The sequence below is a fragment of the Actinokineospora guangxiensis genome, assembly GCF_042657845.1.
Classification (GTDB): Bacteria; Actinomycetota; Actinomycetes; order Mycobacteriales; family Pseudonocardiaceae; genus Actinokineospora; species Actinokineospora guangxiensis.
Map to the genome: position 1 here is coordinate 175,675 of NZ_JBHSKF010000005.1, position 13,184 is coordinate 188,858.

Annotated in this window: 7 protein-coding genes, 2 pseudogenes and 1 riboswitch; of the genes and pseudogenes, 3 read left to right on the forward strand and 6 right to left on the reverse strand. The window is 72.0% G+C overall.

All coding sequences use genetic code 11. The annotated features are described in order from the left end of the window. Positions 1 to 199: 199 nt before the first annotated feature. The 3 genes and pseudogenes from pabB to ACFPM7_RS13260 all read left to right on the forward strand — a co-directional run. Entirely contained in the window at positions 200 to 2,236 is a 2,037-nt protein-coding gene (gene pabB, locus ACFPM7_RS13250) for an aminodeoxychorismate synthase component I (RefSeq protein ID WP_378247559.1), read from the forward strand. 118 nt (positions 2,237 to 2,354) lie between these two features. Next, positions 2,355 to 3,377: pseudogene (locus ACFPM7_RS13255) on the forward strand (glycerophosphodiester phosphodiesterase family protein); the annotation flags it as partial. 42 nt (positions 3,378 to 3,419) lie between these two features. Continuing rightward, a pseudogene (locus tag ACFPM7_RS13260) lies at positions 3,420 to 4,364 on the forward strand (glycerophosphodiester phosphodiesterase family protein); the annotation flags it as partial. Between the two features lie 9 nt (positions 4,365 to 4,373). Here ACFPM7_RS13260 and ACFPM7_RS13265 read toward each other — a convergent pair. The 6 genes from ACFPM7_RS13265 to ACFPM7_RS13290 form a co-directional block, all read right to left on the reverse strand. Beyond that, complete coding sequence (locus ACFPM7_RS13265) at positions 4,374 to 5,414, reverse strand: ribonucleotide-diphosphate reductase subunit beta (RefSeq protein ID WP_378247561.1); 1,041 nt, start codon at positions 5,412 to 5,414, stop codon at positions 4,374 to 4,376. Next, positions 5,405 to 7,753, reverse strand: coding sequence for a ribonucleoside-diphosphate reductase subunit alpha (locus ACFPM7_RS13270; protein WP_378247563.1), 2,349 nt, complete (start codon positions 7,751 to 7,753; stop codon positions 5,405 to 5,407). Before ACFPM7_RS13270 ends, ACFPM7_RS13265 begins: the two co-directional genes overlap by 10 nt. A 101-nt stretch (positions 7,754 to 7,854) precedes the next feature. Beyond that, a riboswitch (cobalamin riboswitch) is annotated at positions 7,855 to 8,073 on the reverse strand. 102 nt (positions 8,074 to 8,175) lie between these two features. After that, positions 8,176 to 8,907: a 6-phosphogluconolactonase gene (pgl, locus tag ACFPM7_RS13275; protein ID WP_378247565.1), complete on the reverse strand. Its 732-nt coding sequence runs from the start codon at positions 8,905 to 8,907 to the stop codon at positions 8,176 to 8,178. Beyond that, positions 8,904 to 9,998, reverse strand: coding sequence for a glucose-6-phosphate dehydrogenase assembly protein OpcA (gene opcA, locus ACFPM7_RS13280; RefSeq protein WP_378247567.1), 1,095 nt, complete (start codon positions 9,996 to 9,998; stop codon positions 8,904 to 8,906). Before opcA ends, pgl begins: the two co-directional genes overlap by 4 nt. Continuing rightward, positions 9,995 to 11,527, reverse strand: a complete 1,533-nt coding sequence (gene zwf, locus ACFPM7_RS13285; protein WP_378247569.1) for a glucose-6-phosphate dehydrogenase — start codon at positions 11,525 to 11,527, stop codon at positions 9,995 to 9,997. The genes opcA and zwf overlap by 4 nt, the downstream gene beginning before the upstream one ends. Then, on the reverse strand, positions 11,524 to 13,128 hold the full coding sequence (locus ACFPM7_RS13290) for a glucose-6-phosphate isomerase (RefSeq protein ID WP_378247571.1): 1,605 nt from the start codon (positions 13,126 to 13,128) through the stop codon (positions 11,524 to 11,526). The genes zwf and ACFPM7_RS13290 overlap by 4 nt, the downstream gene beginning before the upstream one ends. Positions 13,129 to 13,184: the final 56 nt, after the last annotated feature.

The window sequence follows — 13,184 nt, forward strand, 5'->3', positions numbered from 1 at the left end:
GCTGGTCAGCCCGGTCGTGGTCGTCGGCGCGGGGCCGGGGCACCGCCGAGCCGGCGGTAGCATTCTCGCGGTTCGGGGCCGGGTGGTGCTGGTTCTGTGGCATGGATTGCCCCTCCTCGTTACCTAGGAGACGCATCCGGCGCCGCGCTGGGACGACCCACCCGCGAATCCTGTGCGAGCGCAAACGAGAGGAGGGGCCGTGCGGACGCTGATCGTGGACAACCACGACTCCTTCACCTACAACCTCTACCAGGCGCTCGCCGCGCTGGACGGGGCGAGGCCCACGGTCGTGCGCAACGACGAGGACTGGGACCTCGGCGGCCTCGCCGACTTCGACAACATCGTCATCTCGCCCGGGCCGGGGCACCCCGGCAGGCACCGCGACTTCGGCCTCAGCGCCGCCGTCATCGCCGCCGCCCGCCAGCCGCTGCTGGGCGTCTGCCTCGGCCACCAGGGCCTGTGCCTGCTCGCCGGCGCCACCGTCGACCACGCGCCCCAGGTCCGCCACGGCAGGCTGTCGACGGTCCACCACGACGGCCGCGACCTCTTCGACGGCCTGCCGAACCCCCTGCGCGTCGTGCGCTACCACTCGCTGACCGTCACCGACCTGCCGCCGACCCTGCTGCCCACGGCCTGGTCGGACGACGGCGTGCTGATGGGCGTGCGCCACCGCGACCGCCCGGCCTGGGGCGTGCAGTTCCACCCCGAGTCGATCTGCACCGAGCACGGCGTGGACATGCTGGCCAACTTCGCCGCGATGACCCGCCGCCACCACACCGAGCACCCGAGGGAGTCGATCACCCTTGCGCCGCGCCCGAAGCCGCCGAACGCCAGGGTCCTCGTCCGCCACCTCACCCTCCCGGTCACCGCCGAGGAAGCCTTCGACGCCCTCTACCGCGACACCGACCACGCCTTCTGGCTCGACTCGGCGACAGCGGGCCGCTTCTCCTTCCTCGGCGACGCCACCGGCCCGCTGGCGCGAACCGCCACCACCGACCTCGACACCGTGACGGTGACCAGCCGAACGGGAACCACCGTCCACCGCGGCCCCTTCCTCGACTGGCTCGACACCGACCTGGCCGACTGGGTGGTCGACGTCCCCCACCTGCCGTTCGGCTTCGCCCTGGGCTGGGTCGGCTACCTCGGCTACGAACTGAAGGCCGAAACCGGCGGCCACCGCACCCACCCCAGCCCCGACCCCGACGCCGCCCTCGTCTTCGCCGACCGCGCCATCGCCTTCGACCACCACCTGGGCGAGATCCACCTGCTCGCCCTGGCCACCCCGGGCCTGGAGCCCGCCGCGACCGCCTGGCTGGACGAGACCGCCGACCGCCTGGCGGGCTTGTCCCCACTGCCCCCGCCCGCACCGGTCGCCCCCGTGGGCCCCCTCGCCGCCCGCCACGACCGGGCCGAGTACCTGCGGATGATCGACGAGTGCCTGACCGCGATCGACGAAGGCGAGTCCTACGAGGTCTGCCTGACCAACCAGCTGACCGCGCCTGGGGACATCGATCCGTGGCAGGCCTACCGCAGGCTTCGCGCGGGCAACCCGGCTCCGTTCGCGGCGTACCTGCGCTTCGGGGACCGGTCGGTGCTGAGCGCGTCGCCGGAGAGGTTCCTGGCGGTGTCGGCCGACGGCGCGGTGGAATCCCGGCCCATCAAGGGCACCCGCCCGCGCGGCCGAACACCGGAGGAGGACGCGGCGCTGCGCCACGACCTGGCGACGGCGGAGAAGGACCGCGCGGAGAACCTGATGATCGTGGACCTGGTGCGCAACGACCTCGGGGTGTACGCGGAGGTCGGCTCGGTGCACGTGCCCGCGCTGTTCGCGGTGGAGTCCTATGCGACCGTGCACCAGTTGGTGAGCACCGTGCGTGCTCGGTTGGCGGAGGGAGTGTCAGCGGTCCGGTGTCTGCGGGCGGCCTTCCCCGGGGGGTCGATGACGGGGGCGCCGAAGGAGCGGACGATGGAGATCATCGATCAGCTGGAGCGGGGACCGAGGGGGGTGTACTCGGGCGCGCTGGGGTGGTTCTCGCTGACCGGCGCGGCGGACCTGAGCATGGTGATCAGGACGCTGGTGGTGCGGCCGGGCGAGGTGTCCTTCGGCGTGGGCGGCGCGATCGTGGCCTTGTCGGACCCGGTTGAGGAGCACGAGGAAACGGTGGTCAAAGCGGGAGCCCTGCTGACCCTGCTGAACGCCACTTTCCCCGACCACGCCCCGGCTTCCCGGGGATAGCCGAAGCACGCGGCACCGCAGCCGGGAAACCCCCACCGCCCATCCGATCGGCGGTCCTGTGGACAACCCCCGTCTCGTTAACCTGACATCCACCGCCCGGACGCGTCAGGAGGCGAGCATGCGCGCCATGAAGCGAATCCTCACCGCAGCGGTCACCGCCGCGATCGGGCTGTCCGGGGTGTTGGTGCTGCCCGCCCAAGCGCGCGGGCACCGCGAGTTCGACCTTCAGGCGCACCGGGGTGGTCTCGGCCTGCGGGTGGAGAGCAGCCTCAGCTCCTTCGGAAACGCTCTCCGGATCGGGGTGTCCACCCTCGAACTGGACGTCCAGATCACCGAGGACGGGCATGCCGTGGTGACGCACGACAGGCGCGTCGACGCGCGCAAGTGCCGTGACACCGCCACCGCCGGGGACCCCGAGTTCCCCTACGTCGGCAAGTTCGTCCACTCCCTGACCCTCGCCCAGGTCCGCACCCTCGACTGCGGCTCCCTCCGCCTCCCCGACCACCCGGGACAGCGCCTCGCCCCAGGTTCCCGGATGCCCCTGCTCAGCGAGGTGTTCGCCCTCGCCGAGCGCTACCGCGCGAATGTTCGCTTCAACATCGAGACCAAAGTGGAGGCGGGCGCTCCGCAGGAAACCGCGCCCAGGGAGCAGTTCGTCCGGATCACCCACCGGGAGATCGTGAAGGCGCGGGTCGCCGACCGGGTCAGTGTCCAGAGTTTCGACTGGGGCGCGCTCATGCTGTGGCGGGAGGTGGCGCCGCGCATCCCGCGGGTCGCGCTCACCAACTACGAGTTCCTGCAGGTCGATCAGCCCGGCCGGTCGCCCTGGCTCGGCGGTCTCGACATCGATGACTTCAGCGGCGACCCGATCGCCGCCGTCAAGACCTTGGGCGCAAGCGCTTTCTCCCCCGTGCACGGCTTCCCCCAGAACGGCAAGGTCACCGATCCCGGCTACCGCCCGTACGTCACCAAGGCCATGGTCCGCCACGCCCACCGCAACGGCCTCAAGGTCATCCCGTGGACGGTCAACGACACCCCTACCATGGCCAAGCTGATCGATGACGGCGCGGACGGCCTCATCACCGACTACCCCGACCGCCTGCGCTCCCTGCTCGCCGAGCGCGGCTACCGCCTGCCCGAGCGCCGCACCGCGGACTTCGACATCCAGGGCCACCGCGGCGCGCGCGCCGTCCTGCCGGAGAACACCCTCGCCGCGTTCCGGCACGCCCTGGCCAACCCCGGTGTGTCCACTCTGGAGCTGGACACCGGGATCACCCGCGACGGCCACGTCGTCGTCCTGCACGACCGGACCGTCAACGGCTCGCACTGCGAGGACACCGTCCCGGGATCGCCGTATGTCGGCCGACGCGTCCGCGACCTGACCCTCGCCCAGGTCAAGACCCTCGACTGCGGCTCCAAGACGCTGCCGGAGTTCCCCCGGCAGCGCCCGGCGCCCGGCGAGCGGGTCCCGACGCTGGCCGAGGTCTTCGCCGCCGTGCGCGCCTCCGGGCGCGGCGACGTCCGGCTCAACATCGAGACCAAGATCAGCCCCATCGCCGACGACACCGCCCCCTACGACGTGTTCACCCGCACGGTCGTGGCCGAGGTGCGGCGCGCCGGGTTCACCGGACGGGTGACGCTCCAGTCCTTCGACTGGCGGACGATCATGCTCTCGCGCAAGCTCGACCGCCGCATCGAGACCGTCGCCCTGGTCTGGCAGTACGGGCCGCGGGAGTGCGCGAGCCTCGCCGATGAGTGCTCGCTGCGAGCCGTCTACGGCGACCCGCGGGTCACGAGCCCGTGGACCGGGGGCCTGGACTGGTGGAAGCACCGGGACCTCGCCGAGCTGGTCCGCGCCTCCGGCGCTTCCACCGTCTCCGCCAACTGGCAGGTGCACGACCCCCGCCAGGGCACTGTCACCTCACCGGACTGGTATGTCCGCGAGGACCCCGCCTACTTCCACGGGCCGCCGGTCCCGCGGCTGCGCGGCAAGGGCCTCAAGGTCGTGCCCTACACCGTCAACGACGCGCCGACCATGGAAAGGCTGATCGGCCTCGGCGTCGACGGCATCATCACCGACGACCCCGACCTGCTGGTCGAGGTCGCGGTGAAGGCCGGACTGCGCTAGAGGTCCCGCTTAGAAGTCCTCGTCAAAGGCCACCGAGCCGCTGACCGCGACCTGGTAGGCCGAGACGCGGCGCTCGAAGAAGTTCGACAGCTCCTGGACGTCCTGCAGTTCCATGAAGGCGAACGGGTTCGCCGTCCCGTAGACCGGCGGCAGGCCGAGCACGGCCAGCCGCCGGTCCGCGACGTGCTCAAGGTAGGCGCGCATGTCGGCCACCGACATGCCCGCCACGCCGCCGACCAGCAGGTCCTCGGCGAAGCGGGTCTCGGCGTCGACGGCGTCGGAGATCATCTCCACGACCTGGGCGTTGAGCTCGTCGTCAAAGAGGTCCGGCTCCTCGCGGCGCACCACGTCGACCACGTCGAAGGCGAAGGCCATGTGCATCGACTCGTCGCGGAACACCCAGTTGGTGCCCGAGGCGAGGCCGTTGAGCAGGCCGCGCGAGCGCAGGAAGTAGACGTAGGCGAACGCGCCGTAGAAGAACAGGCCCTCGATGCAGGCGGCGAAGCAGATCAGGTTCAGCAGGAACGAGCGGCGGTCGGCCTTGGTCTCCAGCCGGTTCAGGCTGTCGATCGAGTCGATCCACTTGAAGCAGAACTCGGCCTTGTCCCTGATCGACGGGATGTTCTCCACCGCGTCGAACGCGGCGGCGCGCTCGTCCTCATCGGGCAGGTAGGTGTCCAGCAGCGTCAGGTAGAACTGGACGTGCACGGCCTCCTCGAACAGCTGCCGCGACAGGTACAGCCGGGCCTCGGGGGCGTTGATGTGCTCGTAGAGGTTCAGCACGAGGTTGTTGGCCACGATCGTGTCGCCGGTGGCGAAGAACGCGACCAGGCGGTTGACCAGGTGCCGCTCGGCGTCGGAGAGCTTGTTCAGGTCGGCGAGGTCGCTGTGCAGGTCGACCTCCTCGACGGTCCAGGTGTTCTTGATCGCGTCACGGAAGCGGTCGTAGAACAGCGGGTAGCGCATCGGCCGCAGCGTGAGGTCCATGCCCGGGTCGAGCAGGGCGGCGTCGCGGGTGCGGGTGGGGGTGTCGGCGGTGGTCACTGGCATGCCTCGCAGGACTCGGGGTTCTCCAGGGAGCAGGCGATCGCCTCGGCGGTCGGCGCGGCGGGCGCGGCGCTGGTCGGGACGGTGGCCTGCTGGATGCGCGTCGCGGGGCGCGAGCGCAGGTAGTACGTGGTCTTCAGCCCGGCTTTCCAGGCGTAGAGGTACATCGAGGACAGCTTCCCGATCGTCGGCGAGGCGACGAACAGGTTGAGCGACTGGCTCTGGTCGATGTAGGCGCCGCGCGCGGCGGCGATGTCGATCAGGGCGCGCTGCGGCAGCTCCCACGCGGTGCGGAACAGCGCGCGGACGTCCTCGGGCAGCTCGGTGATGCCCTGCACGGAGCCGTCGTCGCGCTTGAGCCTGGCCCGGATGTCGGCGGTCCACAGGCCGCGCTTCTTCAGCTCGGCCACCAGGTAGGAGTTGACCTGCAGGAACTCCCCGGACAGCGTCTCGCGCTTGAACGCGTTCGACACCTGCGGCTCGATGCACTCGAAGCAGCCCGCGATGGAGGCGATCGTCGCCGTGGGGGCGACGGCGATCAGCAGCGAGTTGCGCAGGCCCACCTTGGCGACCCGGGCGCGCAGCGCCGACCAGCGCTCGGTCTGCGTCGGCGTGACGCCCCAGAGGTCCGGCTGCAACTGGCCCTGCGCGGCCCTGGTCAGCTCGTAGGACGGGTGCGGGCCCGCCTGGGCCGCCAGCGCGGCCGAGGTCTCCAGCGCCGTCAGGTAGATCTCCTCGGCGACACGGGTGGACAGCTCGCGCGCCTCGGGGGAGTCGAAGGGCAGGCGCAGCCGGAAGAACACGTCCTGCAGGCCCATCACGCCCAGGCCGACGGGCCGCCAGCGCGGGTTGGAGCGCGCGGCCTCCTCGGTCGGGTAGTAGTTGATGTCGATCACCCGGTCGAGGAAGGTGACGGCCGTGCGCACGGTCTCGCGCAGCCGGTCCCAGTCCATGCCGGACCCGAGCACGTGCGCGCCCAGGTTGACCGAGCCCAGGTTGCAGACGGCGGTCTCGCTGTCGGAGGTGATCTCCAGGATCTCGGTGCACAGGTTCGACAGGTGCACCACGTTCTCCGGCGACGCGGTCTGGTTGCAGGTCCGGTTCGCGGTGTCCTTGAACGTCATCCAGCCGTTGCCGGTCTGGGCGAGCGTGCGGATCATCCGGCCGTAGAGGTCGCGCGCCTTGACCGTGCGCGCCGCGCGCCCGGCAAGCTCGGCGGCCCGGTAGGCCTCGTCGAAGCGCTCGCCCCACAGGTCGGTCAGCTCGGGGACCTCGTCGGGGTCGAACAGCGACCAGTCGGTGTCGGCCTCCACCCGGCGCATGAACTCGTCGGGAATCCAGTTGGCCAGGTTCAGGTTGTGCGTGCGGCGCGCGTCCTCGCCGGTGTTGTCGCGCAGCTCAAGGAACTCCAGCACGTCCGGGTGCCACGGCTCCAGGTACACGCAGGCCGCGCCCTTGCGCCGGCCGCCCTGGTTGACCGCGGCCACCGAGGCGTCCAGCGTCCGCAGCCACGGCACGATCCCGTTGGAGTGCCCGTTGGTGCCGCGGATCAGCGCGCCGCGGGAGCGCACCCGCGACCACTGCACCCCGATCCCGCCCGCGAACTTCGACAGCCGCGCCACCTGGGCGTAGCGCTCGTAGATCGACTCCAGCTCGTCGCGCGGGGAGTCCAGCAGGTAGCACGAGGACATCTGGGTGTGCCGGGTGCCGGAGTTGAACAGGGTGGGGGAGCTGGGCAGGTAGGCCAGCGAGGACATCAGCCGGTAGAAGTCGACGGCCTCCTCCCAGTCGCGGGACAGGCCGCACGCCACGCGCAGCAGCCAGTGCTGCGGGGTCTCCACGACCGCGCGCGTGGCCGGGTGGCGCAGCAGGTAGCGGTCGTAGACGGTGCGCAGGCCGAAGTACTCGAAGCGGCGATCGGCGTCGGCGACGATCGCCGCGTCCAGCTCCTCTGCGTGCTTGCTGACGAACGCCGCGGTCTCGTCGCCGATCAGCCCCTCGGCGTGCCCCAGCGCGACCCCCTCGCTGAAGGAGCCGACGCCCTGCCCGCGCACCTCCTCGCCGATGTAGGCGGCCAGCAGACCGGCGGCGAGCTTGGAGTACTGCGGCTCCTCGGCCACCAGCTCAGCCGCGGTCTGGATGGCCAGCCGGTCCAGCTCGGCGGTGGTCGCCCCGTCGTAGAGCCCGCTGACCGTGCGGGTGGCGACCCGCATCGGGTCCACATCGGACAACCCGTCGGCGCAGCGGCGCACCGCGCTGACGATCTTGTCGAGGTCGACCGGTTCCAGCGCGCCGTCGCGCTTGCGCACGCGCATCGTGGTCCGGGTATCCGAGACCGTCAAAGCCCTCTCCTCGCGAGCCAGGCCCACGAGGACAGGCGAGGAGGGCGGCACCGGCCGCACGTCCTCGCGCCCTCCCTCGGGGCCGCGGACACCCCGCGCACGGCTGCGCGCGGGTGCTGGCAGGTCTTCGGACTCACGGGCGCACGCCTTGTCGAGGCGCTCCTACTGGCCGTCGCTTCCCGGGCCTGGCGGCCCAGTGCTTCATTGACGGCGGTCGTTCCCGTTCACCGCTGCGGGGCAGTCCCGGACTCGCACCGGGTTCCCTCTTGCGACGGCCACCCCTGCGAGGAGGTGGCCGAACCAGCTAACGAGGCACAATACATGGGCCGGAACGTCGACACTTCACCCACATGTTGTGGCGGCGTGTCGTGGGATTGCCCACGCGACGGCCCGACCGCGCGATCCGGTGCCGCGTCCGGCTCTCAGCCGTTGCGCCTGCCTGCTGCGGCGTCGGTGTCGAGGAGCCACAGCGTCAGGTCCTTGCCGCGCGCCCCGGCTGCCGGGATGTCCACCTCGGAGGCGCCCGCCAAGGCCGCCGCCACCGGCTCGGCCTTGTTCGCGCCCGTCGTCATCAGCCAGACCTCGCGGGACTGCCTGGCGGCCGTCAGGGTCAGGCTGACGCGCGTCGGCGGGGGTTTCGGGCAGTCGCGGACGGCGACCACGGTGCGTTCGGTCTCGTGGACGGCGGGGGAGTCGGGGAAGACCGAGAGGGTGTGGCCTTCCTCGCCCACGCCGACCAGGTGCACGTCGAAGGCGAGCTTGCCCTCGACCACCGCCGCGTACGCCGCGGCGGCGGCGTCCGGGTCGTCGCCGAAGTCGCCGTCGGAGGGGGGCATCGGGTGGACCCGGGCCGGGTCGACCGGGATGTGGTCGAGCAGGGCCGCGCGGGCCTGGGTCTCGTTGCGCTCCGGGTCGCCCGCGGGCAGGAAGCGCTCGTCGCCCCAGTAGATGTCCACAGCGGACCAGTCGACGCTGGAGCGGGCGGGGGAGTCGCGGACGCGCTCCAGGACCGCGATGCCCGTGCGGCCGCCGGTCAGGGCCAGCGACGCCGAGCCGCGCTCGGCCTGGGCCGCCGCCAGCCGCGTGAGCAGCAGGGCGGCGGCGGCCTCGGCCAGCGCGTCCGGGGTCGGGTGCACGTCGACCCGGCGGGTCACGACGCGGCCTTCTTCTTGGCGGTCTTGCGCGGCGGGGACGCCGGGTGCGCGGCCTTCTCCGCCGGGCCGGAGCGGGCGGCGGCGACGGCCTTGGCGCGCTTGGCGGGCGGCTTCGGCTCCGCCGGTGGCTCGGACTTGGCCTCCGCCCTGGCCTTCGGCTTGGCGGCGGCGCGGGCGCGGTCGACCTTCGTCAGCGACTTCAGCGTGCTCTCGTAGATCTCGTCCGGGTCGAGCCTGCGCAGCTCCTCGGCCAGGCAGTCGCGGATCTCACGGCGCTGCAGCGCCACCCGGCGCGACGGCTGGCCGGGCTGGGTCAGCGTGCCGACCTTGCCGTCCGGGCGGTCCAGCTCGACCACGCCGGACTTGCGCTCCAGCACGACCGTGCAGATGCCCTGCCCGGTGGTCGTCTTGACCCGGCGCACCGGCACCCGCAGCCGCGAGGCCAGCCACGCCGCCAGCAGGTCCGTCGACGGCGAGTCGCCCTCGCCGGTCACCGTCGCCGCGCTGATCTTCTCGTACGGCGGCAGGTCCAGCGCCGCGGCCAGCACCGCGCGCCACAGCGTCAGCCGCGTCCACGCCAGGTCGGTGTCGCCCTCGGCGTAGTTCTTCTGCCGCACCTCCAGCGCCTTGATCGGGTTGCGGTCGGCGGCCGAGTCGGTGATCCGGCGCGTCGCCAGCTTGCCGATCGGGTCGTCGGCGGGCTTGGCGGGCGCCTCGAAGGGCCACCAGGCCACGACCGGGGCGTCCGGCAGCAGCAGCGGGATGACGCAGGAGGCGCCCTCGTCGGCCAGCGCGCCGTACAGGCGCAGCACGACGACCTCGCTGGCCCCGGCGTCCCCGCCGACGCGGATCTGCGCGTCCAGGCGGGCCGCGGCCTTGCGCGCGCCGCGGGCCACCACGATCACCCGGCACGGGTGCTCGCGGCTGGCCTCGTTGGCCGCGTCGATCGCGTCCTCGGTGCGCTCGCCGTCGTCGGTGACGATGACCAGGGTGAGCACGCGGCCGAGCGTGTTCGCCCCGCCCTGCTCGCGCACCTGGACGAGCTTGGTGTTGACCTGCGACGTGGTGGTCGAGGGCAGGTCGATGATCACGGCCGCCTCCAGTGCCTGCTGGTGCGCGCCAGCATCTGATCAGCTGATGGCGGGCCCCAGGTGCCCGCCGGGTAGTCCTCGGGCTTGCCCGCGGTCTTCCAGTACTTCAGGACCGGCTCCAGGATCTGCCAGCTCAGCTCGACCTCCTTGTTCACCGGGAACAGGGAGGGCTCGCCCAGCAGCACGTCCAGGATCAGCCGCTCGTAGGCCTCGGGGGAGGACTCGGTGAAGGCGTGCCCGTAGCTGAAGTCCATCGACACGTCGCGGACCTCCATCGTGCTGCCCGGCACCTTCGAGCCGAACCGCATGGTCACGCCCTCGTCCGGCTGCACCCGCACGACCAGCGCGTTCTGCCCCAGCTCCTCGGTGGCGGTCTGGTCGAACGGCAGGTGCGGGGCGCGTTTGAACACCACCGCGATCTCGGTGACGCGGCGGCCCAGGCGCTTGCCGGTGCGCAGGTAGAACGGCACCCCGGCCCAGCGGCGGGTGTTGACCTCCAGGGTGATCGCCGCGTAGGTCTCGGTGATCGAGTCCTTGGCGAAGCCCTCCTCCTGCAGCAGGCCGGGCACCTTCTGCCCGCCCTGCCAGCCGCCCGCGTACTGCCCGCGCGCGGTGGTCTCGGCGAACGGGCCGGTCGCCCTGGTCGCCTCCAGGATCTTGATCTTCTCGGTGCGCAGCGCCGACGGGCTGAAGGAGACCGGCTCCTCCATCGCCGTCAGGGCGAGCAGTTGCAGCAGGTGGTTCTGGATGACGTCGCGCGCGGCGCCGATGCCGTCGTAGTAGCCCGCGCGCCCGCCGAGGCCGATGTCCTCGGCCATGGTGATCTGCACGTGGTCGACGTAGTTGGCGTTCCAGATCGGCTCGAACAGCTGGTTGGCGAAGCGCAGCGCCAGCAGGTTCTGCACCGTCTCCTTGCCGAGGTAGTGGTCGATGCGGAACACCGACTCCTCGGGGAAGACGTCGTTGACGATGTCGTTGAGCTGCTTGGCGCTGGCCAGGTCGTGGCCGAACGGCTTCTCGATGACGACGCGCCGCCACTCGTCCGGCGTCTTCGGCGCGGCCAGGCCGCTGCGCGCCAGCTGCTTGGTCACCGTCGGGAACGCGCCCGGCGGGATCGACAGGTAGAAGGCGTGGTTGCCGCTGGTGCCGCGCGCCTCGTCCAGGTCGGCGACCGTCTTGGCCAGATTGTCGAAGGAGGCGTCGTCGTCGAAGGTGCCCGCGACGAACCGGAAGCCCTCGGCGAGGCGGTCCCACACCGCCTCGCGGAACGGCGTGCGCGCGTACTTGCGGACCGCCTCGTAGACGACCTGCCCGAAGTCCTGGTCGGCCCAGTCGCGGCGGGCGAAGCCGACCAGCGAGAAGCCCGGCGGCAGCAGGCCGCGGTTGGCCAGGTCGTAGATGGCGGGCATCAGCTTCTTGCGCGACAGGTCTCCGGTCACGCCGAAGATGACCAGGCCGCACGGCCCGGCGATGCGCGGCAGGCGCTTGTCCCGCTCATCGCGCAGCGGGTTCGTCCAAGCCCTCGTCACTTGGCCACCTCGGCCAGGGTGTGCACCAGGTGGGCCAGGCCCGCGGCGCGGTCGGTCAGGTGCAGGCGCAGCAGCGGGCGGTCGAGGCCGGAGAGCACCTGGCCGTCGCCCGCGGCCTGCGCCAGCTGCAGCGTGTTGAGGCTGTAGGGGCGGTCCGGGACCTCGATGTCGATCTCGGCCGCGCCGGTGAGCTGCAGGAACACGCCGTTCTGGTGGCCGCCCTTGTGGTACTGGCCAGTGGAGTGCAGGAACCGCGGACCCCAGCCGAATGTGGTCTGCAGGCCGGTCTTGCGGGCCAGCTCGCCGCGCAGCACCGCGGCCGATGCGTCGGCGATGCGGTCCAGATAGGCCTGCACGGAGATGTAGCCGAACTCCGGGGCCGCGCCGGTCAGCACCTGCAAGGCCTCGCCGAGGGAGGTCACGCCGTCGGGCGCGCCGTACACCTCGATCGGGCCGTCCACGAAGGACTGGCCGGTGCCGCCCTGCTCGGTCGGGTTGTCCAGCAGCGCGCGGGCCGCCTTCTTCGCGGCCTCCACGTCCGGCTGGTCGAAGGGGTTGATGCCCAGCAGCTTGCCCGCGATCGCGGTCGCGTACTCCCACAGCAGGATGAGCCCGCCGAGCGACCCGGAAGTCGACAGCGCGCCGCCCGTGGCGCCGATCGCCACGGCCGTGGCGTCCTCGCCCGCGTCGGCGAAGCCGGGGGCCTCGGGGCTCTCCACGACGACCGGCAGCAGGCCGGTGCCGTCCTTGCCGGTGGACTCGGCCACCAGCTGCTCCGCCCAGTCGCCGAAGCCCGTGATGCCCGAGCCGGTGTCGGCCAGCACGACCTTCTCCGCGCCGCGCGCGTGCGCGCCCGCGAGCGCCGCGGCCAGCACGAAGGCCGGGTTGTCGGCGGTGTCCTGGGAGAGCACCCGGCTCGCCGCGGCGGCCTCGTCCAGCAGCGCGGCGACGTCGGCGCCCGCCAGGCCCGCGGGCACCAGGCCGAACGCGGTGAGCGCCGAGTAGCGCCCGCCGACGTTCGGGTCGGCCTGGAAGACCCGGCGGTAGCCCGAGGCCAGCTCCTCCAGCGGGGAGCCGGGGTCGGTGACGACCACGATCCGCGAGCCGGGGTCGATGCCCAGCTCGCGGAACGCGACCTCGAAGATCCGCCGGTGGCTGTCGGTCTCCACCGTGGACCCGGACTTGGACGAGACCACCAGCACCGTGTTCTCCAGGTCACCGGCGAGCGCGTCGGCGACCTGGTCGGCGTCGGTGGTGTCCAGCACGGTCAGCGGGACGCCCGCGGTGGCGGTGATGACCTCCGGCGCCAGCGACGAGCCGCCCATGCCCGCCAGCACGACCCGGTCGACGCCCTCCGCGCGCAGTTCCGCGCGGAGGGCGTCGATCTCGGCGAGCAGCGGGCGCGAGGTCTCGTGCAGCGTCGTCCAGGCCAGCCGGACCGCCGCCTCGGCCTCGGCCGCCTCGCCCCACAGCGTGTGGTCCTGCGAGGTCAGCCGCGAGGCGACCGCGTCGGCGACCAGCTGGTCGATGAGAGGGCTCGCCTCCTCGGACAGCCGCTGGTCGTTGATCGTTGCTGCGACTTCCCCGGGGTGGTCTGCCATGTGCGGCGTCTGCCCTCTCTCGTCCAGTCCGGTACTGCTGTGTCTACTTCGCGAAG

Excerpts from the sequence above, each read along its gene's own strand:
- ACFPM7_RS13265 (WP_378247561.1), bottom strand. The coding sequence starts at position 5,414 with ATGCCAGTGACCACCGCCGACACCCCCACCCGCACCCGCGACGCCGCC.
- ACFPM7_RS13290 (WP_378247571.1), bottom strand. The coding sequence starts at position 13,128 with ATGGCAGACCACCCCGGGGAAGTCGCAGCAACGATCAACGACCAGCGG.